The sequence below is a fragment of the Microbacterium sp. NPDC064584 genome (assembly GCF_040687315.1).
Lineage (GTDB): Bacteria > Actinomycetota > Actinomycetes > Actinomycetales > Microbacteriaceae > Microbacterium > Microbacterium lacus.
Map to the genome: position 1 here is coordinate 64118 of NZ_JBFBMZ010000006.1, position 25718 is coordinate 89835.

The following is a 25718-nucleotide window of genomic DNA, read 5'->3' on the forward strand; positions in this document are numbered from 1 at the left end:
GCGGCGGCGCTCAAATCGCTTCGTAACGTGACGTCGCGGGGCGTCCGGATCAGGGATCCCCGAGGCGGAATGTGACGCCCGATGACGGATCGCAACGTCGCATGACGCCCGGATCCGCGCCGGGTCGCCCGCCCGCCCTACGGTCGAGCCGATCCACCGATCCACCCCATGACCCCGATCCCTGCCGGAGAGGCCAGATCCGCCATGACCAGTCCCGTTCTCGCGCCCAGCGCCCTGGATGCCCTCGTCGCGGCACTCCAGGAGCGGCATCCCGAGATCGAGGTGCGGCCCTCGTCGCCGGCGACGGTGGACTACCTGCACGACGCGGCCACCCGCCTGGCGCCCGCCGGCTCCGCATCCACGATCGGCCCGGCCGTCGCACTCCCGGCCTCGCCCGAGCACGTGCAGGACCTCGTGCGGATCGCCGCAGAGCACGGTGTGCCCGTCGTGCCGCGTGGCGCCGGCAGCGGGCTCTCCGGCGGCGCGTCGGCGACCACAGGCGAGCTCGTGATCTCGACGGAGCGGCTGACGCGGATCCTCGAGGTCTCGCCCGAGGACGAAGTCGCGGTGGTCGAGCCCGGCGTCCTGAACGCCGAGCTGAACGCCCACCTCGCCCCGCTCGGGCTGTTCTACGCGCCCGATCCGGCCAGCTGGCGGATCTCCTCGATCGGGGGGAACATCGCCACGAACGCCGGCGGACTGCGCTGCGCGAAATACGGCGTCACCCGCGAGTCGGTGCTTGCGCTGGATGTCGTCCTCGCCGACGGGAGCCTCATCTCGGTCGGGCACCGATCGATCAAGGGCGTCACGGGGCTCGACCTCGTGTCGCTGTTCGTCGGATCCGAAGGGGTCCTCGGCATCGTCGTCGCGGCCACCGTTCGCCTCCGGCCGATTCCGGCCGCACGCCGCACGGTGACCGCGTTCTTCGACTCGACCGCTGAGGGGGCCGCCGCGCTCGCGGCGATCACCGCATCCCGGGTCCGGCCGAGCATCGTGGAGTTCTTCGACGAGCCGACCCTCGTGAGCATCGATCGGCATTCGCACTCCCGCCTGCGCGAACGCGGCGGCTCGCTCCTGCTGATCGAGCTCGACGGTTTCGGCATCGCCGAGCAGTTCGCCGAGCTCCGCGACGCGCTCACCGCGGTCGGCGGTCGCGTGCAGGCCGAGACGGATGCCGACGGCGAGGTGCTGTGGGAACTCCGGCGCTCCGGACGCGGGTTCGACCTGGACAGCTGGTTCTCGGGTGGCGACATCGCCGTGCCGAAGTCGCGGATCCCCGAGGTGTACGCGTACTTCGCGGTTCTGCAGGAGCGGTACGGCGTCGAGGTCAGCGCGGTCGCCCATGCCGGCGACGGCAATCTGCACCCGCTGATCACGCTGCGGATCCCGGACGGTGCCGATCCGTCCGCACCCCCGGCCACGCTGCACGACGCCACGGACGACCTCGTCCGCTTCGCTCTGAGCGTCGGCGGCACCGTGAGCGGGGAGCACGGCATCGGCACCGTCAAGCGAGAGCTCGCAGCCGTCGAACTGTCCCCGCGGACGCTCGCCGCCCAGCACGCCCTCAAGGCGGCGCTGGACCCCACCGGCCTGTTCAACCCCGGCAAAGCCTTCTGACCTTCACCTCGCCCCACAGCACACCAAGGAGAACGATCACATGTCCACACAGCACCGCACCCGAGGGCGACGCGCCCTCCTGACCGGCATCGGCCTGATCGCCGGCGTCGCACTCATCGCCGGTTGCGCCTCCGGCGGCACCGCACCCGCCGCCGACGAGAGCGCCGCGCCCACGGAGGGCGGCGACGTCACGTTCCTGATCGATTCGCTCGGCGCCACCTGGATCCCCAACAACAGCTCGATCTCGAGCTACCAGGGGCACATCTGGGGACACGTCACCGACAAGCTCATCTATGTCGACGCGGAGGGCAACCTGAGCCCGTGGGTCGCGGAGAGCTGGGAGGAGAGCGAGGACAAGACCGAGTTCACGATCACCCTCAAGGACGGCGTCACCTTCTCGGACGGCACGCCGCTCGACGCCGCGGCGGTCGTCGCGAACATCGACATCTGGGCGAAGGGCCGCCCCGACGAGGGCATCAACCGCATCGGGCTGTTCCCCGCCGCCAACTACGACCGGGCCGAGGCCGTGGACGAGACCACGGTCAAGGTGTACTTCACCGCGCCGACGCTGAGCTTCATCCCCACGCTCGCCTACCACGGCTCGATCCTGCTCTCGCCGGAGACCCTCGCGCTGCCGGCCGATCAGCAGGCCGACCTGTCCAATGACATCGGCAGCGGGCCGTTCGTGGTGGAGTCGTGGGCCGAGGGCGACAGTGTCCTGCTCACCAAGCGCGACGACTACGACTGGGGTCCGGAGGCGCTGAACCACGACGGCGCGGCGTACCTCGACTCGATCACGTACAAGCAGGTCGCCGAGCCGACCCTGCGGACGTCGTCCGTGCAGTCCGGCCAGGCCGACGTCGCCTACAACGCGAGCCCGCAGGAGCTGGATCCGCTCAAGGACGAGGGCTTCGAGATCGCGGTGCCCCGTTATCTCGGCTTCGTGAACGGGTACGCGCTGAACACCACGGTCGCACCCTTCGACGACCCGCTCGTCCGGCAGGCCGTCCAGCACGGCATCGACCGCGACGAGATCCTGTCCACGGTCTACACGAGCGACTGGCAGGCGGCGGAGTCGTTCATCCAGAGCAACGTTCCCGAGGCGACCGATCACAGCGACCAGTTCGCGTTCGACCCCGACCAGGCCGCCGATCTGCTCGACGAGGCCGGGTGGGTCGAGGGCGCGGACGGCGTCCGCACGAAGGACGGGCAGGAACTCGCGTTCACGCTGTACCCGAACCCGTACCTGGCCACCTCGCAGGCCGTCGACGAGCTCGTCGCGCAGCAGCTGTCCGACCTGGGCTTCGCCGTGACCCTCGAGGCCTACGATGTGCCGACGTACGGGCAGAAGGTCATCGGCAATGCCGCGATCCCCGCGAACGAGATCACGCGCAGCTTCGTCGACGTCGGAACCGTCGCCGGTGTCCTCACGAGCCAGAAGAAGGGCGACGAGGACTGGTTCAAGGTCGGCACGAGCGACCAGACGCTCAACGACCTCTCCAACCAGATCGCCACGGCGACCGATCGTGACGAGCGCGCCGCCGTCGCCGACGAGCTGCAGGAGTACGTGCTCGCGCAGGCGTACTTCGTTCCGCTCACCCAGATCGTGCAGCGCGTGTACGTGCAGAACCCCGCCCTCGAGGGCGTCACGTACAACGGCCTGGCCTACGCGTACTACCTCGACGCGTACCTGACCGAGTGATCATCGCGCGTGTGCGCCCGGAGCCGTCCGGGCGCACACGCGTCCCCACCCCGTCGAGCCGGAGGGAACATCCCATGCTCCGCACCTACGGACCGTACGCTCTGCGCCGCATCGGCCAGGCGGTCGTCGTGGTGCTCCTGGCCTACCTGTTCACGTTCTTCGTGATCAGCATCCTGCCGGGCGACCCCATCACAAGCACGCTGCGCAATCCCGAGAACGGGTTCACCGAGGAGGACATCGCGCGGATCGTGTCCTACTACGGTCTGGACCAGCCGCTGCTCGTGCAGCTCGCCGGCTCGCTCGGTCGCTTCGTCACAGGCGACTTCGGCATCTCGCTGCGCTCGAACCTCCCGGTGAGTCAGCTGATCCTCGACGCACTCGGCTCGACGCTGCAGCTGGCCGGGGCCGCCCTCCTGGTCGCGATCGTGCTGGCGGTCACGATCGCCTACGGAACGCAGTTCCTGCCTCCGCGGTTCGGGCAAGGACTTCTGCGCTCCCTGCCCTCGCTCTTCCTCTCCGTCCCCAATTTCGTGATCGGTCTCCTGCTGATCAACGTCTTCGCGTTCGGTCTCGGCCTTTTCACGATGATCGACACCGAGACCCCCTGGGGCACATTCTTCGCCGCGCTCGCGCTCGGCATCCCCGTGTCGGCGCAGCTGGCCGAAGTGCTCATCGCGAACCTGGACCACGAGTCGCGGCAGGAGTACATCGCCGTCGCCCGCTCGCGCGGTCTCGGGCAGAGCAGGCTGTTCCTCCGGCACCTCGTCAAGCCGTCCTCCCTCCCGGCCGTCACCGTGCTCGCCCTCATGGTGGGCGAGCTGCTCGGCGGAGCGCTCATCACGGAGTCGATCTTCGGGCGCGTCGGCATCGGCACCCTGGTGGAGGGCGCCGTGGCCAGCCAGGACCTCCCCGTCCTGCAAGCCGTCGTCTCGCTCGCGGCGCTCGTCTTCGTCGTGGTGAACCTGCTCGCCGACCTCGCCTATCCGCTGCTGGATCCCCGCGTCACGGTCGGCGGGCGCGCGCGCGCCGTCTCGCCCGCGGCCGATCAGGACATCCGCTCCGACCTGCAGGAGGAGGTGAGCATCGTATGACCGGTGCCGCCCTGACCCAGGCGCCCCGCGCGCTGACTCGCCCCCGGGTGCGCGCTCTCGCTGTCCCGCCGAGCGTGCTGCTGTCCTTCGTCGTCGTGACGATCGTCCTCGCGTTCTCGCTCGCGCCGGGCTTGTTCGCCCACCAGGACCCCGCGAAGGGCGACCCGGCCGACAAGCTCCTGCCGCCCTCTCTGGCGCACCTGCTCGGGACCGATCAGCTCGGGCGCGACATGTTCGCGCGCGTCGTCTTCGGTGCGCAGTCCTCGGTGACGAGCGCTCTCGTCGCCGTCGTGATCGGCGTGGTGGTCGGGGGCCTCATCGGGCTCGTCGCCGGCTTCCTCGGTTCGTGGATCGACGTCGTCCTCGCCCGCTTCGTCGACGTGCTGCTGGCGATCCCCGCCTTCCTGCTGGCCGTCGTGATCGTGAGTTCCCTCGGTTTCCAGACCATCAACGCCGCGATCGCGACCGGGGTGTCCGCGGTCGCCGTGTTCGCCCGGGTCATGCGGGCCGAGGTGATCAAGGTGCGCCGGTCGGTGTTCGTCGAAGCGGCGACGCTGCAGGGCGGATCCGCCGCACACATCCTGTTCCGGCACGTGCTGCCCAACGCGTCCCGCTCGCTCATCCCGCTCGCCGTGCTGCAGTTCGGACTGTCGATCCTCGTGATCGCGAGCCTGGCCTTCCTCGGGTACGGCGATCCGCCGCCCGCGTCGGACTGGGGCCTGCTCATCTCCTCCGGCAAGGACTATCCGCGCTCGCCGTGGCTCGTGTTCTGGCCCGCGATCGTGACGATCCTCACGGTGCTGTCGATCAATCGCATCAGTCGCTGGCTGCGAGGAACCTCGTGAGCCGCGCAGACAGGAGTCCCGTCGTGACCACCGCTCCCGATGCCCTGCTGCAGGTGCAGGACCTCTCCGTGTCTTACGGCGGCACCGAGGTCGTCCACGATGTCGGATTCTCCGTCCGCCCCGGCAGCAGCCTCGCCCTGATCGGGGAGTCCGGCTCGGGCAAGTCCACGATCGCCCGGGCCGTGCTGCGGCTCCTGCCCGCCGGAGCGCGGGCATCGGGCGACGTGCGCTTCGCGGGGACGGACGTGCTGTCGCTTCCGGAGCGGAGCTTCCGTGCCCTCCGGGGAACGGGCTTCGGCTTCGTCCCGCAGGACCCGGCGAACGCGCTGAACGCGGTCCGCACGATCGGCGCGCAGGCGCGTGAAGCGGCGGCACTGGCGGGGCTCACGCGCGCCGACGAGCAGCGCGAGGCGATCCTGGACATCTTCGCGCGCGTGGGTCTGCCCGACCCGGCGCGCGTGTTCGACTCCTACCCGCACCAGCTGTCCGGCGGCATGCTGCAGCGGGTGCTGATCGGCCTGGCGGTGCTCCCGCGGCCGAAGCTCCTCGTCGCCGACGAACCGACGAGCGCGCTGGATGTCACGATCCAGAAGCGCATCCTCGACCTGCTCACCGATCTGCAGACCTCGCTCGGCATCAGCCTGCTGCTCATCACCCACGACCTCGCGATCGCCGCCGAGCGCACCGACGAGATCGTCGTGCTCAAGGACGGCGCCGTGCAGGAGGCCGGGCGCACCGCCGAGGTCTTCGACTTCGCGGCCTCGGCGTACACCGCGCGCCTGCAGAGCGACGCGCCGGCGCTGAACCCGACCCGGTACCGTGACGCGCCGCGACGACCCGCGGTGACGGATGCCGCGCCCCGCGTGGACGTCCGCGCGGTGTCCAAGGCATTCACGGTCGACGGCACGTCCCGCACGGTCGTGGACGCCGTGTCGTTCCAGGTTCCTGCGGGCACGACGCACGCCCTGGTCGGCGAATCCGGATCGGGCAAGACGACGACCGTGCGGCTCCTGCTCGGTCTGGAGCACGCGGACGCCGGCGAGATCCGGGTGGACGGCGAGACGGTGACCGGCCGTTCGCCGGCCGCGCTGCGCGGCATCCGCCGTCACCTCCAGCTGGTGTATCAGAACCCCTTCACGTCGCTCGACCCGTCGTGGACCGTGCAGCGCATCGTGCGCGAGCCGCTGGACCGCTATCGGGTCGGCACGCGTCGGGATCGCGCGCGGGCGGTGACGGAGGCGCTCTCGGCCGTCGGGCTGAGCGCGGAGCTCGGCCGCCGGCCTCCCGGGGCGCTCTCGGGCGGCCAGCGGCAGCGGGTCGCGATCGCGCGGGCCCTCGTGCTCGAACCCGACGTCATCGTGCTCGACGAGCCGACCTCCGCGCTGGACGTCAGCGTCCAGGCGGACATCTTCGACGTGCTCTTCCGCCTGCAGGAGCAGCGCGGCCTCACCTACCTGTTCGTCTCGCACGACCTCGCGCTCGTGCGGCAGATCGCCGACACGGTGTCGGTGCTCAAGGACGGCCGCGTGATCGAAGCGGGGTCGGTGACCGAGGTCTTGGAGAACCCGCGCGAGGAGTACACGAAGACCCTCGTGCGCTCGATCCCCCGTCCCCGGTCGTCCCGTGCCGCGTCCGCGCCGGTGCCCGGCGCCGTGGCGGCGCCCACCGCCACGGCCGCGCTGACACCCACCGCGTGAGCTCGAAGGAGAAGCACCCATGACCACGCTGACCGACACCCGCGCCCCGCGCCCCGCGCTCATCCGCGCGCTCACGGCGCCGAAGGGCTTCGGCGACCAGACCCTGCGCGATCGCCGTCCCGATGCGATCGAGCTTCTGGGCGGCATCCCCGACCCGTCTGTCCTGCCCTCGCGGGAGATCGCCGAGGCGACGGCCCGCGTGCTCGCCCAGCCGGGCGCACCCGCGCTGCAGTACTCGCGCACCGAGGGCATCCCGGCGCTGCGCGAGTGGATCGCCGCGCGCGAGGGTGTGCCCGTCGAGCGCGTCGTGATCACGAACGGCGGGTTCCACGGGCTCGCCCTCGCGGTGCAGACCGTGCTCGAACGCGGCGACCTCGTCGCGGTCGACAATCCGATCTTCCCGCTGTTCCTGCGCGGGCTCGAGCTGTCCGACGCGCGGATCCTGCCGATCGGCGTCGGCCGGACGGGCATCGACGTCGACGACCTGGCCGACCGCCTGCGTGCGGGGGAGCGCCCCGCCGCGCTGTACACGGTGCCGGACTTCCACAACCCTTCGCAGTCGACGCTGCCGACCGATCAGCGCCGCGAGCTCGTGCGCCTGGCCGAGCAGTACGGGTTCGTGGTGTTCGCGGACAATCCGTACCGCGAGCTGCGCTTCCGCGGCGAGCAGGAGTCCGTCGAGCCGTTCCACGACTCCGACCTCGTGTGGCACGTCAACACGTTCACCAAGACCCTCGGCCCGGGCCTGCGGCTCGGGTGGGTCGTGCTGCCCGCTCACGCGGTGCCGGACGTCGTGGCGCTCCGCAGCCGACAGGACGGGCACTCGTCGACGTTCGTGCAGGCCGTGATCGCCGAGCTGCTCACGTCCGATCCGCTGCTGTTCGACGCGACGCTCGAGCGGGCGCGGGCGCTGTACCGCGAGCGTGCGGACGCGCTCGCCGACGGGCTGGAGGCCGAGGCTCCCGGTGCGTTCGAGATCGACCGGCCCGACGGCGGGCTGTTCCTGTGGCCGCGGCTGCGCGATGACGGGGTCGATGCGGCGCGCCTCGCGGCAGACGCGAGCGCGGAGGGCGTGGAGTACCAGCAGGGCGCGTTCTTCGCGTCGGGGCCGGGGACGGATGCCGAGCGCCGGCTCCGGCTCGCGTATGGCGACACGTCCGCCGAGCAGCTGCGCGAGGCCGCGCACCGGATCGGCCAGGCGCTGCGCCGTCAGCGCGTCTGACCGTCCGAGTGGCGTCCTGCGGGACGGATCCCCGGGGAGCAGGTGGCGCCGGGGGTGGCGCCAGGCGCAACGCCGGGTCTGAATCCGGGCTCGTGCGCGGCTCCACCCTGCCGACTCGGCGCGGGGTTCAGAAGGGTGCGTCGGAGGTGTCGTCGGTGGGCGCGAACGTGACGGCCGGCGGGTACGTCGTGGGCATGTCGAGATACACGGTGCCGGTGGGGGAGGTCCATTCGAGGACGCCGTTCGGGAGTTGTCGAACCCGCCAGGGGGTGAACTGCTTCATCGAATGATGCCGTTGACACAAATGCGCGAGGTTTCCCGTGTCGGTCGGCCCACCCCTCGCATGGTCGACGGTGTGGTCCACTTCGCAGCGGATCGCGGGGATCCGGCATCCGGGGAACCGGCAGCGCTGATCTCGGGCTCGGAGGTGCCGGTCGATCTGTGCGGTGCGTTGATAGGTGTCAGTGTGCAGGACTGTTCCGGTGATCGGGTGGGTGAGGATCCTCTCCCACGGGGACCGGGTGCCGGCCGCGAGATGCCGGGCGGTGTCCGGGTCGATCGGACCGGTGCCGACGAGGGTTGCGGGCTCGGAGGAGGAGCCGATCAGGGAGAGGGCGGGCACCACGATCTGCACTTTCGCGCGGATCGCCCCGAGCGTGCCGGGTCCGTCGTCGTCCCGGGTGGGATCCGCGCCGGGCTGGGAGGTGAGGAGCATGTCCACCGCAAGATCCGCACGGATCTGGTCCATCGTCCGCGTGTCCGTCGTGATCACCGCGAGGTCCGCGTCGTCGAGCCTGGCTGGTGCGGTTCGCCTCGTGTCGATGATGACGCGGGCTTGCTGGGTGAGCCGGTCGTAGACCGCGTCGGCGAGCAGCGACGGGACGGCCATCATCACCGTCGACATCCCGTCCGTCCCGCGGACCACCTTCACGCACCTCGTTTGGTGCGCGGCATCATGCCGTTCCTGGACGCTGACCGGGTGGACCTGCTCGGCCAGCACCCGTAACCGGGGAGCGACCCGCCCGGCGGTGTCCGACGTGCACAGGTCCACGGCGGCTTGGTCGAACTCCCGTCGGTTCTCTGGGGGAAGGATCGCGCCGGCGTCCTGCACGGCCCGGACGTGCCCGCGGGTTATCCGTCCGTCCTCCCAGGCAGACAGGGTCGCCGGGTAGTCGCCGACGAGCATGGCAGCTTCCCCGATCTGGCGTTGCAGGGACCGGTCGGACACGTGCGTGGCGACCGCGATCTCGGACGCGACCGTCCGCAGCACCATGTCCGCCTGCCGCTCCCGCGCAGAGACACCGACCAGCAGTTCATCCACGAGCTCCGCCGCCTGCCCGAGCACCCGCAGCCGAGCGGCTTCGGTGGCGGCGATCGCCCGATCGAACGCGGCGACCTGGTCGCGCAACCCGCGCAGCGTCTCAGTCTGCGAGTCGGTGAATCCGACCACCGTGTTCGAATGCATGTTCTAAAGTTACCGCCACCCACCGACATCGCCGCTGGCTGAGAGGCACCCTTCGCCGCCGCCTCTCGACATGGTGGGTCTTCCCCCGAGATGGTCGGTTTCCTCCCGAGGTGGTGGGTTTCTTCCCGAGGTGGTGGTGGCCACCTCGGTGGAAGTTCAACAATCTCGCGGCTGAACCCACCATCTCGGCGGGAGACTCACCACCTCGGCGGAAGACTCACCACCTCGGCGGGAGACTCACCACCTCGGCGGGAGCAGCGGGGCGCGGAGGCGGGCGGCAGCCTCAGGCGGGCGTGCGCACGAAGGAGAACGTCGTGTGCCGGCGCAGCGCAAAGCCGAGGCGCTCGTACACCGCGATCGCGCTCACGTTCGTCGCCGCGGCGTGCAGCATCGCCCGATCGCCGCGCTCCTGAATGTGGAACGCCACGTCCAGCACCAGGCGCGAGGCGAGTCCCCGGCCGCGGTGCTCGACATCCGTCGCCACCGCACTGATCTCGGTCCAGCCCTCGGGATGCAGTCGCTCGCCCGCCATCGCCACCAGCCGACCCTCGTGCCGGATGCCGATGTAGCGCCCCAGTTCGTGCGTCCGGGGCCGGAACGGTCCGGGCTGATTGCGCTCGACGAGCGCCAGCATCTCCGGCACGTCGTCCACTCCGAGCTCGATCGCCTCGTCGAACGGGCGCGGCGCGAGCGCCGAGGTCTCCACGAGCTGAACACCGTCGCCGCGCCCCAGAATCTCCCAGCCCTCGGGCGGCAGCTCATCGGTGCTCGAGAGACCGATCTCGGCCGCGGGTCCGACGAGCTCGGCCAGCGCGTCCCACACCCGGGGGTCCTCCCACGTGCGCACGGCGACGAAGGGGGCGACATCGGCAGGGTACTGGCGGACCAGGTCGTCACCTATCGCGAACTGCGCGTGCGGACCGGCGAGCGAGTGCCATGCCGGGTTGTCCAGCACGGCATCCTGCTGCCTCCAAAGGGTCTGGGTCATTCGTGAAGTCCTTCGTCAGCGTTCTGCGTGGTACGAGAGTGTCAGTTCGTGTCGGCTCGGATTCGTCGAGGCGACACGAACCGACACATCTCGAAGCGCAACCGCGGTCGCACCCAGGGTGTTCCGCTTCCGCGTCGTTGTGTGTCATCGCCGCACGGCGTCAAGCGCCGCGCATGGCATCGTCGAAAGTCCGACCGGCATGACAGGAGAGCACGATGGCCGACTACTTCGACCGCGAGAACGACCGCACTTATACGCGCGTCTACAAGAGCGAGACGCCCGACATCCTGCAGGCGTTCGCGCAGTTCGACGATGCCGTGTTCGCCGGGGAGGGCCGGGAGATCCCGTTGAAGTACCGGGAGCTCATCGCGGTCGCCGTCGGCATCAGCACGCAGTGCGTCTACTGCATCGACGGCCACACCCAGCGCGCGATCAAGGCCGGTGCGACGCAGGCCGAGCTCGCCGAGGCGGCGTGGGTCTCGACCGCGATCCGCGCCGGCGGCGGCTTCGCGCACGGCCGCCTCGCGTTCAAGTTCGGCGACCAGAGCGCGGTGGCCCACCGGCACTGAGGACCGATCGTGTGACGTCGGGTGACGCGGGGTGACGTCGGGTGACGGACGCGGGGCCGCAGTCATGTCGCACCTGCCAGCGTGAACGGGCCGTGACAGACGCGGCCGCATCACGAATCGGAGAGCCCATGACGAGCGAGCGGATGCTGGTCCCCCGAGCCGGATTCATCCTGGCCGGCACCCACCCCGAGGACGACCCGCGCGCAGGACTCGAGCAGACCCTGCGCCTGTTCTCGTTCGCCGAGGATCTCGGGTACGACGTGGCCGGTATCCGTCAACGACACCTCGAGCGGGGGATCTCCTCCGCGCTGCCGTTCCTCGCCGCGGCGACGCAGCGGACGCGATCGATCCGGCTCGAGACCGGCGTCGTGCCCCTGGGCTACGAGACGCCGTTCCGCCTCGCCGAGGACTTCGGCACGGTCGACGCCCTCTCGGGAGGGCGGGTCAACGTCGGCATCAGCAGCTCCGCGCCGCACGGCGATCTGCTCGCGGGGCTCGGGCGCGGCGACGCGCCGGTCGACCCGTACGCGCTCATCGAACGGTTCCTCGATGCGCTCGAAGGACACCCGCTCGCGAGCGAACCGCTGCAGACGCCGTACGGCCCGCAGATCCCGCGCATCGAGCCGCATATCCCGGGCCTGCGCGACCGCGTGTGGCTCGGCGGCGGATCGGAGCGCTCCGTGCGCTGGGCCGCACGGCACGGGCTCAAGCTCCTGCTCGGCAACCTGAGCGACGCGGGCGGGCACGACCGGTTCGAGCCGGCGCAGCGCGCGCACCTGGACGCGTACTACTCCGAGTTCGTCGGGAGCGGCATCCCCACGGTCGGCGTGGAACGCGTGATCGTTCCGACCACGACCGCGACCGCGCCGCAGCGCGAGCACTACCGCGCGTACGCCGAGGCGCGCGACGCCCGGACCGCCGCCCCGGCGGAGATCGGCCCGCGTCGCGTCGTGTTCCAGCGCGATCTCGTGGGCACCGCCGCGGAGATCATCGAGCGCCTCGGCGAGGACCCGTCGATCGACGGCCGGACCGAGCTGCGCGTCGCGCTGCCGTACGGCTTCGCCGAAGACGAATACCGGCAGATCCTCTTCGACATCCGTCACGCCGTGCTGCCCGCGCTCGGCTGGACGCCCGCGTCCGAACGCGGCGCCGCGTCGTTGATTACCGCGGATGACCGCGCATGACCCCTCTTGACGGCGCCACGCGCGACGGGCGCGGGATGCCGCGAGGCTGGCGACAGCGGACAGACGGGCTCCGCGACCTGAGTGAGGAACGGGAGACTCCATGACCACCACCGATCGACTGCGTCTGGGCGTGGCGCTCGAAGGCGCCGGCTGGCACCCCGCCGCGTGGCGCGAAGAGTCTTCGCGCCCGACGGAGCTGTTCACACCGAACTACTGGGCCGATCTGGTGCGACGAGCGGATGCCGCCGGCATCGACTTCGCCACGATCGAGGACTCGTTCGTCGTGCAGTCCGGCTCGCCGTTCGGTGCCGACGACCGCACGGACGAGGTGCGTGGCCGCCTGGACGCGTTGCTGATCGCCTCGCGCGTCGCCCCGGTGACGCGCCGGATCGGGCTGATCCCCACGGTGACCACGACCCACACCGAGCCCTTCCACATCTCCACCGGGATCGCCACTCTGGACTACACCAGCCTCGGCCGCGCCGGATGGCAGCCGAAGGTGTCGCCGCGCGCCGACGAGGCGCGGCACTTCGGACGCCGCGACATCCCCGAGTTCACCGACCGAGAAGACCCTCGGCTGTGGGAGATCGCCGCCGAGCTGTTCGCCGAGGCGGAGGACGTCGTCGAGGCGGTACGCCGGCTCTGGGACAGCTGGGAGGACGACGCGGAGATCCGCGACGTCGCGACCGACCGATTCCTGGATGCCGACAAGCTGCACACCGTCGACTTCGAGGGACGCTCCTTCCGTGTGCGCGGTCCGTCGATCACGCCGCGACCGCCCCAGGGGCAGCCCGTGATCGCCGCGCTCGCGCACGCCGAGATCCCGTACCGCTTCGCCGCGGCATCCGCGGACGTCGTCTTCGTCACCCCGCAGGACATCGCCGGTGCGACCGCGATCCTCGATGAGGTCCGCCGTGCGGAGCGCGACGTCGCTCGAACCGGGGAGCCGCTCCGGGTGTTCGCCGACCTGGTCGTGTTCCTGGACGCCGACGAACCGGCATCCGATCGCCTCGAGCGACTCGATGCCCTCGGCCGGCCGCTCTCCTCGGACGCCCGCATCTTCGCCGGGTCGGCCGCACAGCTCGCCGACGAGATCGCCGCGCTCGGCGAGCTCGGCTACGCGGGGGTGCGGCTGCGCCCCGGCGTCGCGACCGACGACCTGCCCCATATCGCCGACGACCTGGTGCCCGAACTGCGCCGACGTGACCTGCTGGCCGGAGACGGAGGATCCCTGCGCGGCGTCCTCGGCCTGCCGACCTCCGTCCCCAACCGCTACGCGCCGGCGCTCGCCGGCTGACCCACTCAGGAGCAGACGATGAGCACGAGAGCACGCAAGCAGATCATCCTCGCCGCCTACGTCGGCGGTGTGAACGAGCACACCGCCTGGGAGCACCCCGACGCGGGCAGTCAGATCGAATTCGACACGTTCCGCCAGGTCGCCCAGACCGCCGAGCGCGGGCGGTTCGACTACTTCTTCCTCGCGGAGGGCCTCGCGCTGCGCGAACGCGCCGGCCGGGTGTTCGAGCACGACATCGCCGGGCGTCCGGACACGCTCGCGGTGCTCGCCTCCCTCGCCGCGGTGACCGACCACATCGGTCTGATCGGAACGCTGAGCTCGACCTTCAACGAGCCGTACGAGCTCGCCCGGCAGCTCGCGAGCCTGGACCACCTCTCCGGCGGTCGCGCGGGCTGGAACGTCGTGACGAGCTGGGACGCCTTCACCGGGCAGAACTTCCGGCGCGGCGGGTTCCTCACGCGTGAGGAGCGCTACACCCGGGCCGAGGAGTTCGTGCGCACGGTGCAGGAGCTGTGGGACTCGTGGGCGGAGGACGCGATCGTCGCCGACAAGCAGAGCGGGCGCTTCCTGGCCGACGACACGGTCGGGCGCTTCTCCCACGCCGGTGCGCAGTTCGACATCGAGGGCCGGTTCACGGTGCCAAGGAGTCCCCAGGGGCGCCCGGTCCTCGTGCAGGCGGGGATCTCGCCGCAGGGCCGGGACTTCGCTGCCGCGAACTCCGATCTGATCTTCTCGCCGTTCTCGCGTCAGCCCGAGGCGCAGGAGTTCTACGCCGACGTCAAGTCGCGGGCGCGGAGCTTCGGGCGCAACCCCGACGACCTCAAGATCATCCCCGGCGCCGGCTTCGTGCTCGGCGATTCGCGGGCGGATGCCGAGGAGAAGGCCCGGCACATCCTGGAGCAGCAGCTCAGCGACAAGGCCGTGCAGGTCCAGTTCGAGCAGCTGTGGAACCGCGATCTGTCGGCGTACGACATCGACGGGCCGCTGCCGAGCATCGACCCGGATCCCGAGGCCCCGCCCATCATCCAGGGGAAGGCCTTCATCTACCAGGACCGCTTCGAGACCGTGCGGCGCTGGCGTGCTCTGGCGGAGGAGAAGGGCCTCAGCATCCGCGGTGTCGCCGCCGAGGTGTCGGCGCGCGCCGACTTCATCGGGACGCCCGAGCAGGTCGCCGATGCGCTTGACGCGTTCATCCAGAACGACGGCGCCGACGGGGTCGTCCTCGGCGGGCACGTCACGCCTGGCGGCATCGACGAGTTCGTCGACAAGGTCGTGCCCCTCCTGCAGGAGCGCGGATCGCTGCGCACCGAGTACACGGGCTCGACGCTGCGCGAGAACCTCGGCCTGCCCGTCCCCGAGCGTCGCGGCGCGCTCGCCGCGACGGTGTGAGGGGGCGATCATGACCGACACGCTCAGCACGGCGACGATCGACCGGGCGGACTTCGGCCGCGGCTGGGAGGCCTGGCATCGTGAACATGAGGCCCGCCGGGCGGACCCGCACGGCTTCCTCGCGATCACCGGCCTGCATTGGCTCACCGCCGCGCCGCAACTCATCCCCGGCGTTCCGGGCGCGTGGTCCACGGGCCCGGAGGGCCCGGTGGTGGCCCTCACCGACGACGATGTGCTGACCTTCGACTGTGAGGTGCTGCGCGGCATCCATGCGTTCGGGGAGATCCCCGAGCGCGGGGGACTCACGGTCGCCTACGACGGCGGTGTGGCCGAAGTGGCCAAGCGCGGCGGGCACGACATCGTCCGTCCCCGCAGGCCCGATCACCCGTTCCTCGCCGCGTACGACGGTACGCCGGTCTATGCGCCCCACCCGCAGTGGCGTGTTCCGGCGCGTTTCGTCGAGTATGCGACGCCGCGTCGCACCGAAGTCGGTGCCGCGGTGGACGGGCTGACGCACGTTTACGAGTCGCCCGGGTACGTGGAGTTCACGCTGCGGGGGGAGACCCACCGGCTCATCGCGTTCGAGGGATACGCGCCGGGGGAGCTCGTCGTGCTGTTCACCGACGAGACGAGCGGGCGGACCACCTACGCCGCGAATCGGACGGTCGGCGTGCCGGCCCCGGACGCCGACGGCGGGACGGTGATCGACTTCACGCGCGCCGTCAACCTTCCCTGCGCCTACACCGACTTCGCGACCTGCCCCCTCCCGCCGGCCGGGAACCACCTGCCGATCGCCGTGGAAGCGGGGGAGAAGACGCCGCTCGCGCGGGTGCACGCCACCCTCTGACGAGGGGTGCCACCTCGTTACGCGGTGTTGCTCGCCCCGCGGGCACCCCGGCGCCGCCCGCTGATACTGGAACCATGTCGGGTGCAGACGCGCCGGCGGTCCCCTCCGCGGAGTGGCTCGTCGAGCAGGTGGAGTGGACCGATCCGCGTGCGCACGCGCTGCGTGACGCGATGGACGCTGAGATCGGACCCCGGTACGCGGGCAGGCTCGACGACGTGCCGCAGGACGTCGCGGAACGGATCGGGGCGGCGCTGTCCGTCGCGCCGGAGACGATCGTCGCGACGGTGATCGTGACGGGTGCCGAGGGCGGAGCCGTCGGTCACGCCGCGCTCCGCGACCTCGGCGCGGAATTCGCGGGGTCGCTCGAGGTCAAGCGGGTGTACGTCGCTCCGGACGCCCGGGGCAGCGGCGTGAGCCGTCTGCTGATGGCGGAGCTCGAGCGGATCGCCGCCGACCTCGGCGCGCAGCGGCTGATCCTGCAGACCGGAGACCGCCAGCCCGAAGCCGTCGCCCTGTACGAGCGGATCGGCTACACGCGCATCCCGATCTATCCGCCGTACCTCGAGATCGCCTTCTCGCAGTGCTTCGAGAAGCCGGTCGCCCGGAGGGCCGCCGCATGAGCGACACCGCCGAGGTGGTCGTCGTCGGCGGCGGTGCGATGGGGGCGGCATCCGCGTGGCAGCTCGCCCGCCGCGGCGTCGACGTCACGCTCCTCGAGCAGTTCGAGCCGGGCCACCGGCACGGCGCGTCGCACGGCGCGTCCCGCAACTTCAATCTCAGCTACGAGGATCCGGGGCTCCTGGCCTGGCTGCATGAAGCCGACGGGCTGTGGCAGGAGCTCGAGGCCGAGACCGGTTCCGAGCTGCTGACCCGCACCGGGATCATCAACCACGGTCCGGGCCGCGACCAGAACCGTGCCGTGCAGGCGCTGCGGGACGGCGGCTTCGACGTCGAGCATCTGGACGCGCGCGAGGCGGCCGATCGCTGGCCCGGCTTCCGCTTCGCCGGTCCGGTCTTCCACACCCCGCAGGCGGGCCGTCTGCACGCCGACCGGGCCGTCGCGGCGCTCGGCTCGGCGGCGGCGGTGCGCGGCGCGCGGATCCGCCATCAGACGGCGGTGCTGGACGGGTCGGCCGGCGACGACGGCGTCCGGGTGCGCGTGCGGACCGCGGACGGCAGCGAGGATACGATCCACGCCCGACGGGCGATCATCACGGCCGGTGCCTGGACGACCGATGTCCTCGCCGCGCTCGGCATCGAGGCGTCCCTCCCGCCGCTGCGCGTCACGCAGGAGCAGCCGGCGTTCTTCGCCTCCCATGACGGGTCGACCGCGTGGCCGGGTTTCAACCACACGCCGGCGGCCGATGACCCCGCCACCGCGTGGTTCCCGAGCGGCGTGTACGGCATGGGTTCGCCGGGCGAGGGCATCAAGGCCGGGTGGCACGGGGTCGGACCCGAGATCCACCCCGACCGGCGCACGTACGCGCCCGACGCAGTCCTGACGGACGCGATCGTCCGGTACGCCCGCGAGTGGCTTCCCGGCGTCGACGCCGACGCGCTCTCCGAGATCACGTGCACGTACACCTCCACCCCGGACTCTGCGTTCGTCCTGGAGCGGATCGGACCGGTCGCCCTCGGCGCCGGCTTCTCGGGTCACGGGTTCAAGTTCACGCCGGTGATCGGTCGCGTGCTGGCGGACTTGGTCGTCGACCCGCGCTGATCGGGCGGGCTCCATAGACCCTGTACGGCGGAAGGGGCGGGACCCGGCACGCCGGATCCCGCCCCTTCCGCATGCCCGCTACGGCTTGGGCAGCCCCGGCGGGTTGACGAGCGACTCGGTCACGCCCTCGGATTCCAGGCCCCAGAAGGCCAGCAGCTTGTCGTACGTGCCGTCCTCGATGATCTTGTTGAGCACGATGCTGACCGGTTCGATCAGGCCGTTGCCCTTCGCGGTGCCGGCCGCGATGTTCGCGGTGTCGGGCCAGCCGCCGGGCACGATGCCGACGAGCTTCGTGTCACCGGTCTCCAGCGCCGCCCAGGCGGCAGTCGCGTTCGGGCCGAAGTTGGCGTCGGCGCGACCCGACTGCAGCGCGAGCGTGGCCGCGGCGGTGTCGTCGTAGTACTGCAGCTCGGCGGGTGCCTTGCCGTCCGCTTCGAGTTCCTCGTTCCAGCGCAGGAGGACCTGCTCTTGGTTCGTCCCCGAACCGACGATGATCTTCAGGCCCGAGATGTCGGCGGCCTCGCTGATCGAGTCGATGTCGCTGTCGGCTTTGACGTAGAAGCCCAGGAGGTCCTCGCGGTAGCTCGCGAAGTCGTAGAGCTCCTTGCGCTCCTCCGTGACCGTGACGTTGGAGGTGATCAGGTCGTACTTGCCCGACTGGATGCCCAGCGGCCAGTCCGCCCACGCCACGACCTGCGGGTTGTACTCGAGGCCGAGTCCCTCCGCGATCAGCAGGCCGATGTTCGGTTCGGTGCCGGCGACGTCGGTCGCGGCGGACGTGCCGTCGGGCTGGTAGCTCAGCGGCGGGACGAACGCCCCGACCGCGACGGTGAGCTTGCCGTCTTCGATCGGCTCGAATCCGCTCGCCTTCAGGGCCTCGACGGCCTCGGGAACGGGGTCGGTGTGGAACCACTCGATCTCGCCGGTCGCGGTGTTCGTCTCGGTCGGCTTCGGGCTGGATGCCGCGGCCTCGGCCGCGCCGCCGTTCAGGTTCACGGCGGCGAACACGCCGCCGACGATCGCGGCCACCGCGACGACGCCGACGCCGATCGCGATGCCCTGCTTCTTGCTGATTGCCATGCTGTGTCTCTCTTTCGGGTGGTGCGTTCCGAGCCGACGGGGCGCGTCAGGCCAGAACCTTGGCGAGGAACTCCCGCGTGCGCGGGTGCTCCGGGTTCGTGAGGACCTTCTCGGGGGATCCGTCCTCGATCACGTGACCGCCGTCGATGAAGACGACGCGGTCGGCGACTTCGCGGGCGAAGCCGATCTCGTGGGTCACGATGATGAGGGTTGTGCCGCCGCGGGCGAGATCGCGGATCACGTCCAGCACTTCGCCGACGAGCTCGGGGTCCAGCGCACTCGTGGGCTCGTCGAACAGCAGCACCTTGGGGTTCAGAGCGAGGGCGCGCGCGATCGCGACGCGTTGCTGCTGGCCGCCGGACAGCTGTCGCGGGTAGTGCTCCGCCTTGTCGGTGAGGCCGACCCGTTCCAGCAGCGACAGGGCGAGCTCGCGCGCGGCATCCTTGCTGAGCAGGCCGAGGTCGACGGGCGCCTCGGTGATGTTCTCCAGCGCGGTGAGGTGCGGGAAGAGGTTGAAGTTCTGGAAGACGATGCCGATCTGCGTGCGCCGCCGCAGGATCTCCTTCTCGCGCAGCTCGTAGAGCTTGTCTCCCCGCCGCTCGTAGCCGATCAGCTGCCCGTCGACCGTGACCGATCCGCGATCGACGGACTCGAGGTGGTTGATCGTGCGCAGCAGCGTCGACTTTCCCGAGCCGCTCGGCCCCAGGATCGCGACGACCTCGCCGGGCGCGATCGTGAGGTCGATCCCGGAGAGCACCTCGACCCCCGCGTAGGACTTGTGGACGTTGTGGATCTCGACGAGTCCCGTCGTCGTGATCCGCGGAGCGGCAGCGGTGTGCGTGCTCATCGGGTCTCCTCGTTCGCGTCGATGGCGGCATCCGGCCGGATGGGAAGGTCGGCGGATACGGGTTCCCGCGGAGGTGCCTTCGCGCCGTTTTCGCCCAGGCGCGCCCACTGCACCGCGGTCCACCGGCGGAACCGCTGCAGGGGAGTCGGCGGCAGCGTGCGGACAGATCCCCGGGCGTAGTACCGCTCGATGTAGTACTGCGCGATGCTCAGGATCGTGGTGATGATCGTGTACCAGACCACCGCCACGAGCAGGAGCGGGATCACGCGGCTGTTGCGGTTGTAGATCACCTGGACCGCGTAGAACAGCTCCGGGATCGCGATCACGAACACCACCGAGGCGCCCTTGACGAGGCCGATCACCTCGTTCGTCGCGTTCGGGATGATCGAGCGCATCGCCTGCGGGAGGATGATGCGGAACAGTCGCTTGCGGGCCGGGATGCCGAGCGCGGCAGCCGCTTCGTGCTGGCCCTGGTCCACGGAGATCAGGCCGCCGCGGATGATCTCCGCCGAGTAGGCAGCCTGGTGCAGACCGAGCCCCAGGATCGCCGCCGCAAAGGCGCTGATGAGCTGGACGGTCGGGAACTCCACGATCCAGAAGTCGGTCGTGAACGGCGTCCCGAGCCCGAGCGTCGGGTAGAGGTAGCCGAGGTTGTACCAGACGATGATCTGCACCACGAGCGGCACCGAGCGGAAGAACCAGATGTACGCCCAGGAGATCGAGTTGAGCAGCGTCGACTTCGACAGCCGGCCCAGCGCCAGCACCGTTCCGAGGATGAAGCCGATGGATGCCGAGATCGCGGTGAGCGAGAGCGTGTAGCCGATGCCGATCAGGACGGGCTCGGAGAAGAAGTACGACGCGAAGACGTTCCACTCGTAGTTCTCGTTCGTGAACAGCGACCACACGAACTGCGCGATCGCGAAGATCAGGATCGCGCTGAGCACCCACCGGAACCAGTGGCGGCTGTGGATGACGCGCACGTCGCCGAGGTCGACGCGTTCGGCCCGCGCCGGTGGGCCGCCCTGTTCCGGCGCGGATACCGCGACGGGCGCTGTGGTGGTCGTGCTCATGTCTGTTCCTCTTCGGTCGGAGGCCGCGGAGGGGACCGCGGGTGCTCGGCAAACCTAGGAGGGCCAAGCGGCGGCCGCACGCCGCGTCATCACATGACGCAATGACCGGTCATCGGCCGTAACACGCGCTCGGTGTGCCCTGCGGGACGGACCGATGTGTCGCCGGGGGTCGTCTGATTTCGGTGTGTTTCACCCCGCCGCGACAGCAGGCGCGGAGGTCCGGAGACTCGGTGTATGCCCCTGCTCATCGACGCTCACGAACTCGCGTCCGAGATCGATTCGGGGCGTCCTGTGCGCCTGCTCGATGTGCGGTGGAGACTGAATGCGCCGGAGGGGCGACCCGCCTACGTCGCGGGGCACCTGCCCGGCGCCGTCTACGTCGACCTCGAGCGCGAGCTTGCCGAGACCGGGCACCCCGAGATCGGTCGGTATCCCCTCCCAGCTCTGGCGGACCTGCAGCACTCCGCCCGGCGCTGGGGGGTGAACGACGGCGACCTGGTCGTCGTCTACGACGACAACGATGCGGTCGCGGCCGCCCGGGCGTGGTGGCTGCTGCGGAGCCGCGGCGTGGACATCCGGGTGCTGGACGGCGGCATCCGCGCCTGGGTCGGTGCGGGCTTCCCGGTGCAACGCGGAGATGTCCTGCCGAAGCGTGGTGACATCACTCTGAGGGACGTCGACCCCGGTGTCGCGACGATCGACGACGCCGCCCGGGCCCCCGGCGAGGGCCATCTGATCGACGTCCGCGCACCCGAGCACTATCGCGGACTCGCCGCCGGCACCGAAGCCGCCGCGGGGCACATCCCCGGCGCCCTGAACATCCCCACCGTCGCGCACATCGCGCGCGACGGCACGCTGCGCGCGCCCGCGGAGATCCGGGCGACCATCGAGGCGGCATCCGTCGACCCCGACGCGCCGATCGTCCTCTACTGCAGCACGGGGATCGCTTCGGCGCACTCGGCGCTCGCTTTCGCGACCGCGGGGATCGATGCGCGCCTGTTCATCGGCTCATGGAGCCAGTGGTCGCTCGCGCCGGACCGGCCCGTCGCGGTCGGGCCGACGCCGACGGGAGTCCTGCAGGGCTGGTGAGGCGCGGGCTCAGCGCGCCTGCAGGTACGGCCACTGCCCGTCGAGCCACTCCGCGATGATCCGGGCGCGCTCGTCGGATTCGGACGCCGGGAACGCGAGCCCCCGCGTCGGGACGGAGGCCCCGAGTTCGACGAGCAGGGGGCGCAGGGTGTGCTCGACGGCGAGCGTGTGCGCGGGGCTGCCGATCGTCAGGATCGGCACGGCCGTCACGGACGCCAGCCCATTCGTCGGATAGCGGTCGAGGAACGCCTTGAGCAGCCCGGTGTAGCTGGCCTTGTAGGTCGGGCTCGCCACGATCAGCAGGTCTGCGCCGGCGACGCGGCCCAGCAGCTCGTCGATGCGCGGTGCGGGGAAGCGGAAGAGCTCGTCCGCCACGTCGGCGAGGTCGATCGTCGGGTGCACCGTCGCGTCGCTGCGTCGAGCGAGCTGCGCGGCGAGTTCTTCCGCGATGAGACGCGTGCGCGACTGCGGCTGCGGGTTGCCGACGAGGACGACGATCGAGGACATGGCTGCTCCTGGGTGCGTGGCGGCGGTCCGAGCCGCCTGGATCCGCACGTTACCGACACTCGCCGGCCGTCGGTGCGCCGGGCGTAACAACGCGGAACGGGGGGCCTGCGCTCGCGCCCGGATGTCAGTCCGAGGCGGCAGGAACCGACACAACCGTGGCCGCACTGAGGAGTGGACGCGACGGCGGGAGTCGAACCCGCAACGCTGCCGGGTATGAACCGGAGCCCGGGACCGCCCGGATCGCCGCGATGTCTTGACGCTAACCCGATCCTGCGGCAGGCGTCCGGATTGTGAAGGGGGGTTGCGCAATGCGTCGGCGTGTGACGCCTCGCGCGTGGTGCGGCAGACTGGAAGCATGACTTCCCGCGCGATCCGCACCCTTCGGGGCGGCATCGCAGCGGCCGTGGCGATCGAGGTCGCCCTGCTCTCGCACGTGCTGGCCGGCGGCGCCGCGCCGGACGCGCTCCTGGTGGCGCTCACGTTCGTCGTCTCCTGGATCGTGTGCCTCGCTCTCGCCGGCCGCCGTCTGTCGCTCGTGCGCCTCGCGCTCGCGGTCGGGCTCAGCCAGTTCGCGTTCCACGCCGCCTTCAGCGTCTTGGGCACGCCTCAGGCCGCCGCCGCGAGCGGCGGCGCTCACGCCCACCACGCGATGACGATGGATGCCGCTCCGCACGCGACCGCGATGGTCGCGGCGGACCCGCTGATGTGGGCCGCCCACGCCCTGGCCGCGGTCGTCACGATCGCCGCGCTGTACCGCGGGGAGCGGGCCGTTCGCGCTCTGCTGGAGCCGCTGGTCACCCTCGTCCGCGCGGTCGTGCACGTCGTCATGGTCACGCCCGCGCGCCCGCGTCGGCTCGCCGCCGCCCGCATCGAGAACAGCGTCCTCCCAGGCCGCCGCTGGGTCGCCGAGCCCGCGACGCGGCGCGGGCCGCCGCGCGGCATCCTTCTCCCCGCGATCTAGGCGACCTCCGCGTCGCCATCGGAGTGCGCCTCGTCCGCGAGGCGCTGCCCGCGCGTACGCCGACGGACGGCTGTGCCCGGGCGAGAAGAGAAAGAAGTGCGCGATGCGTGCACGGCGTTCGGTGTTCCTCGGCGCCGCCGTGATCGGTGTGCTGATCTTCGGATCGGCGCAGTCGGCCGCGGCCCATGACGAGCTCGTCGGCAGCGACCCCGCCTCGGGGGAGGTGCGGCAGAGCCTGCCCGAAAGCGTCGAACTGACGTTCTCAGGCGAGCTCATGGAGCTCGGCGCGATCGTCGAGGTCCGCGACGCGGGCGGCGTCGATCACGCCGCCGGCGACCCCGAGATCGACGGGACGGTCGTGACCGTCCCGGTCGATCCGGGCGGCGGCGACGGCTCGTACGCCGTGGTGTGGCGCGTCGTGTCCTCTGACGGGCATCCGATCTCGGGATCGGTGCCGTTCGTGGTCGGCTCACCCTCGCCGGAGCGCACCGACACGCCGTCCGCGACGCCGACGCCGACTGCCGTCGACGCCGAGGCGACGGATGCCGCGCCGCCCGCCTCGAGCGCGTGGGCGCCCGGCGGCTGGGCGCGCACGGCGGCTGTCGCCGCCGGAGGCGCGACTCTCGCTCTCCTTCTCCTCATCGTGGGGATCACCCTCGGTCGCCGGCGAGCCGCCGCCGACCGCGCGACCGGCATCCGATCCGGCGCACCGGCTGAATCCGCGAAGCGCGCATCCGCGCCCGCACCACACGAAAAGGACCGTTCATGAACACCCTGCACACCCGCACACCGCTCGCCGCCCTGGCGGCGACCGCCGTACTCCTGCTCGCCCTCACCGGCTGCGCGGGCACGGCGACCGCCGAGCCCTCGGCGACGACCGCTCCCGAGGCCGACTCGATCACCGTCGAGGACGCCTGGGTCAAGACCGCCGAAGAGGGCATGTCCGCCGCGTTCGGGACGATCGAGAACACCGGCGACACGGACGTGGTGATCGTCGGTGCGAGCACCGCGGCATCCCCGATGATCGAACTCCACGAGACCGTCGAGGACGACTCCGGCGCGATGGTGATGCGCCAGAAGGAGGGCGGGTTCGTGATCCCGGCCGGCGACCACCTGCACCTGGAGCCCGGCGGCAACCACATCATGCTGATGGGCCTCGCGGACCCGATCGTCGCGGGCGACGAGGTCACCTTCACCCTCGAATTCGAGGACGGCTCGACGCTCGAGTTCACCGCTCCCGGCAAGGACTACGAGGGCGCGAACGAGACGTACGAGGGCGACATGGACATGGATCGGTAGATGTCCCGCCACGACCCGAACGACGGTCGTGCGCGCCTCAGCCGGCGGCAGCTCCTCCTCGGAGGAGCCGTCGCCGGCGTCGGGGCGGTCGCGGCCGCGGGAGCGGATCGCATCCTCGATCCGCCCGCGGCCGTCGCCGCACCGGAGGAGCTCAACGGCACTCAGACGATCGCCTTCCACGGATCCCGCCAGGCGGGCGTCGACACTCCCGTGCAAGCGCATGCCGCCTACTTCGGGCTGACTCTGCGTCCCGAGGTCGATCGTGCGGCGCTCGCTCGGCTCATGCGGATCCTCACCGACGACGCGGCGCGACTGACGCAGGGCGAGCCGGCGCTCGCCGACTCCGAGCCCGAGCTCGCGCTCGTTCCGGCGCGGCTCACGGTGACGTTCGGCTACGGTCCCGAGTTCGTCCGGCGGGCCGGCGGCCCGACCCCTGCGTGGCTCGCGCCTCTGCCCGCGTTCACGATCGACCGGCTCGAGCCGGCGTGGAGCGGCGGCGACCTGCTCGTGCACGTGGCGGCCGACGACCCCATCACCGTGGCGCACGCGAGCCGGATGCTGCTGAAGGACACTCGCTCGTTCGCCGAGCTCGCCTGGACGCAGATCGGATTCCGCCGCGCGTACGGATCGGAAGCGCACGGGGTCACGATGCGCAACCTCTTCGGGCAGGTCGATGGCACCGTGAACCCGACGCCGGAGACCACCGACTTCGATCGGGTGGTGTGGATCGACGCGCCCGGATCCTGGCTGCATAACGGTACGAGCCTGGTGATCCGGCGGATCAGCCTGAACCTCGAGACGTGGGACCGGCTCGACCGCTCGGGCCGGGAGCAGTCCGTCGGGCGCACGCTCGCGAACGGGGCGCCGCTGACCGGAGTGAACGAGCGCGACGAACCGGACTTCGCGGCGACGACCCCGCTCGGTTTCCCGGTGATCGCCGACTTCTCGCACCTCCGCCGCGCGCGCAGCGACGATCCCGACGAGCGGATCTTCCGCCGTTCGTACAACTACGACCTTGCGGGCACCGGCGGCGCGATCTCGGACTCGGGGCTCATCTTCGGGTCGTACCAGCGGGACGTGGCGCGGCAGTTCACCCCGATCCAGAGGCGCTTGGACGAACTTGACCTCCTGAACGAGTGGACGACCCCGATCGGGTCTTCCGTCTTCGCCCTCCCGCCGGGCTGCGCGCCGGGCGGGTTCATCGGGGAGGGCATCCTCGGCTGAGTCCTCCG

The 25718-nt window shown here is 71.0% G+C and carries 24 protein-coding genes and 1 tRNA gene; 18 read left to right on the plus strand and 7 right to left on the minus strand.

Annotated elements, in window-relative coordinates; all coding sequences use genetic code 11:
• Nucleotides 1–204: 204 nt before the first annotated feature.
• The 6 genes from AB0P18_RS10210 (at nucleotide 205) to AB0P18_RS10235 (ending at nucleotide 8174) form a co-directional block, all read left to right on the plus strand.
• On the plus strand, nucleotides 205–1617 hold the full coding sequence (locus AB0P18_RS10210) for an FAD-linked oxidase C-terminal domain-containing protein (RefSeq protein ID WP_344052033.1): 1413 nt from the start codon (nucleotides 205–207) through the stop codon (nucleotides 1615–1617).
• Between the two features lie 40 nt (nucleotides 1618–1657).
• Nucleotides 1658–3319 (plus strand): ABC transporter substrate-binding protein, encoded by a 1662-nt coding sequence (locus tag AB0P18_RS10215; protein ID WP_363359919.1) that lies wholly within the window; start codon nucleotides 1658–1660, stop codon nucleotides 3317–3319.
• Nucleotides 3320–3393: 74 nt separating this feature from the next.
• The gene (locus AB0P18_RS10220; protein ID WP_363359920.1) at nucleotides 3394–4410 is read left to right on the plus strand and encodes an ABC transporter permease; all 1017 of its coding nucleotides are present in this window, start codon (nucleotides 3394–3396) and stop codon (nucleotides 4408–4410) included.
• Nucleotides 4407–5255, plus strand: coding sequence for an ABC transporter permease (locus AB0P18_RS10225; RefSeq protein ID WP_363359921.1), 849 nt, complete (start codon nucleotides 4407–4409; stop codon nucleotides 5253–5255). The genes AB0P18_RS10220 and AB0P18_RS10225 overlap by 4 nt, the downstream gene beginning before the upstream one ends.
• Before the next feature lie 23 nt (nucleotides 5256–5278).
• Entirely contained in the window at nucleotides 5279–6952 is a 1674-nt protein-coding gene (locus AB0P18_RS10230; protein WP_363359922.1) for an ABC transporter ATP-binding protein, read from the plus strand.
• A 19-nt stretch (nucleotides 6953–6971) separates the two neighbouring features.
• Nucleotides 6972–8174: a PLP-dependent aminotransferase family protein gene (locus AB0P18_RS10235; protein ID WP_363359923.1), complete on the plus strand. Its 1203-nt coding sequence runs from the start codon at nucleotides 6972–6974 to the stop codon at nucleotides 8172–8174.
• Between the two features lie 127 nt (nucleotides 8175–8301).
• Here AB0P18_RS10235 and AB0P18_RS10240 read toward each other — a convergent pair whose 3' ends face one another.
• Both AB0P18_RS10240 and AB0P18_RS10245 read right to left on the minus strand, forming a co-directional pair.
• Nucleotides 8302–9639 (minus strand): DUF222 domain-containing protein, encoded by a 1338-nt coding sequence (locus AB0P18_RS10240; protein ID WP_363359924.1) that lies wholly within the window; start codon nucleotides 9637–9639, stop codon nucleotides 8302–8304.
• A gap of 283 nt (nucleotides 9640–9922) precedes the next feature.
• On the minus strand, nucleotides 9923–10627 hold the full coding sequence (locus tag AB0P18_RS10245; RefSeq protein ID WP_363359925.1) for a GNAT family N-acetyltransferase: 705 nt from the start codon (nucleotides 10625–10627) through the stop codon (nucleotides 9923–9925).
• Nucleotides 10628–10842: 215 nt separating this feature from the next.
• Between AB0P18_RS10245 and AB0P18_RS10250 the strand changes: the two genes are divergently transcribed.
• The 7 genes from AB0P18_RS10250 to AB0P18_RS10280 all read left to right on the plus strand — a co-directional run bounded on the left by AB0P18_RS10250 (nucleotide 10843) and on the right by AB0P18_RS10280 (nucleotide 17633).
• Nucleotides 10843–11196: a carboxymuconolactone decarboxylase family protein gene (locus AB0P18_RS10250; RefSeq protein WP_363359926.1), complete on the plus strand. Its 354-nt coding sequence runs from the start codon at nucleotides 10843–10845 to the stop codon at nucleotides 11194–11196.
• A 143-nt stretch (nucleotides 11197–11339) separates the two neighbouring features.
• Nucleotides 11340–12380: an LLM class flavin-dependent oxidoreductase gene (locus AB0P18_RS10255; RefSeq protein ID WP_363359927.1), complete on the plus strand. Its 1041-nt coding sequence runs from the start codon at nucleotides 11340–11342 to the stop codon at nucleotides 12378–12380.
• A 100-nt stretch (nucleotides 12381–12480) separates the two neighbouring features.
• Nucleotides 12481–13677 carry an LLM class flavin-dependent oxidoreductase gene (locus tag AB0P18_RS10260; protein WP_363359928.1) on the plus strand — a complete coding sequence of 399 codons (1197 nt, stop codon included), beginning with the start codon at nucleotides 12481–12483 and terminating at the stop codon, nucleotides 13675–13677.
• A gap of 18 nt (nucleotides 13678–13695) precedes the next feature.
• Nucleotides 13696–15066, plus strand: a complete 1371-nt coding sequence (locus AB0P18_RS10265) for an NtaA/DmoA family FMN-dependent monooxygenase (RefSeq protein ID WP_363359929.1) — start codon at nucleotides 13696–13698, stop codon at nucleotides 15064–15066.
• Nucleotides 15067–15076: 10 nt separating this feature from the next.
• A complete protein-coding gene (locus AB0P18_RS10270; RefSeq protein WP_363359930.1) occupies nucleotides 15077–15913 on the plus strand; it encodes a DUF1684 domain-containing protein in 837 nt (278 codons plus the stop codon).
• 74 nt (nucleotides 15914–15987) lie between these two features.
• A complete protein-coding gene (locus AB0P18_RS10275; protein ID WP_363359931.1) occupies nucleotides 15988–16533 on the plus strand; it encodes a GNAT family N-acetyltransferase in 546 nt (181 codons plus the stop codon).
• Nucleotides 16530–17633, plus strand: coding sequence for an FAD-dependent oxidoreductase (locus AB0P18_RS10280; RefSeq protein WP_363359932.1), 1104 nt, complete (start codon nucleotides 16530–16532; stop codon nucleotides 17631–17633). Before AB0P18_RS10275 ends, AB0P18_RS10280 begins: the two co-directional genes overlap by 4 nt.
• A 78-nt stretch (nucleotides 17634–17711) precedes the next feature.
• On the opposite strand, the gene AB0P18_RS10285 is transcribed toward AB0P18_RS10280, so the two are convergent.
• Genes AB0P18_RS10285 through AB0P18_RS10295 form a run of 3 tightly spaced genes read right to left on the minus strand, consistent with a single transcriptional unit; the run spans nucleotide 17712 to nucleotide 20630 of the window.
• A complete protein-coding gene (locus tag AB0P18_RS10285; RefSeq protein WP_363359933.1) occupies nucleotides 17712–18713 on the minus strand; it encodes an ABC transporter substrate-binding protein in 1002 nt (333 codons plus the stop codon).
• 46 nt (nucleotides 18714–18759) lie between these two features.
• Nucleotides 18760–19560 carry an amino acid ABC transporter ATP-binding protein gene (locus AB0P18_RS10290; protein WP_363359934.1) on the minus strand — a complete coding sequence of 267 codons (801 nt, stop codon included), beginning with the start codon at nucleotides 19558–19560 and terminating at the stop codon, nucleotides 18760–18762.
• Nucleotides 19557–20630 (minus strand): amino acid ABC transporter permease, encoded by a 1074-nt coding sequence (locus AB0P18_RS10295; RefSeq protein ID WP_363359935.1) that lies wholly within the window; start codon nucleotides 20628–20630, stop codon nucleotides 19557–19559. Before AB0P18_RS10295 ends, AB0P18_RS10290 begins: the two co-directional genes overlap by 4 nt.
• A gap of 234 nt (nucleotides 20631–20864) precedes the next feature.
• Between AB0P18_RS10295 and AB0P18_RS10300 the strand changes: the two genes are divergently transcribed.
• Nucleotides 20865–21719: a sulfurtransferase gene (locus AB0P18_RS10300; RefSeq protein ID WP_363359936.1), complete on the plus strand. Its 855-nt coding sequence runs from the start codon at nucleotides 20865–20867 to the stop codon at nucleotides 21717–21719.
• 9 nt (nucleotides 21720–21728) lie between these two features.
• Here AB0P18_RS10300 and AB0P18_RS10305 read toward each other — a convergent pair whose 3' ends face one another.
• Together AB0P18_RS10305 and AB0P18_RS10310 are read right to left on the minus strand one after the other, a co-directional pair.
• Nucleotides 21729–22226 carry an NAD(P)H-dependent oxidoreductase gene (locus AB0P18_RS10305; RefSeq protein ID WP_344052071.1) on the minus strand — a complete coding sequence of 166 codons (498 nt, stop codon included), beginning with the start codon at nucleotides 22224–22226 and terminating at the stop codon, nucleotides 21729–21731.
• A gap of 172 nt (nucleotides 22227–22398) precedes the next feature.
• Nucleotides 22399–22474: transfer RNA gene (locus AB0P18_RS10310), tRNA-Met, on the minus strand.
• A 107-nt stretch (nucleotides 22475–22581) separates the two neighbouring features.
• Here AB0P18_RS10310 and AB0P18_RS10315 point away from each other — a divergent pair.
• The 4 genes from AB0P18_RS10315 (at nucleotide 22582) to AB0P18_RS10330 (ending at nucleotide 25710) form a co-directional block, all read left to right on the plus strand.
• A complete protein-coding gene (locus AB0P18_RS10315) occupies nucleotides 22582–23187 on the plus strand; it encodes a hypothetical protein (protein WP_363359937.1) in 606 nt (201 codons plus the stop codon).
• Between the two features lie 103 nt (nucleotides 23188–23290).
• Entirely contained in the window at nucleotides 23291–23956 is a 666-nt protein-coding gene (locus AB0P18_RS10320) for a copper resistance CopC family protein (protein ID WP_344052075.1), read from the plus strand.
• Nucleotides 23953–24486: a copper chaperone PCu(A)C gene (locus AB0P18_RS10325; RefSeq protein ID WP_363359938.1), complete on the plus strand. Its 534-nt coding sequence runs from the start codon at nucleotides 23953–23955 to the stop codon at nucleotides 24484–24486. The genes AB0P18_RS10320 and AB0P18_RS10325 overlap by 4 nt, the downstream gene beginning before the upstream one ends.
• A complete protein-coding gene (locus AB0P18_RS10330; protein ID WP_344052079.1) occupies nucleotides 24487–25710 on the plus strand; it encodes a Dyp-type peroxidase in 1224 nt (407 codons plus the stop codon).
• Nucleotides 25711–25718 lie beyond the last annotated feature (8 nt).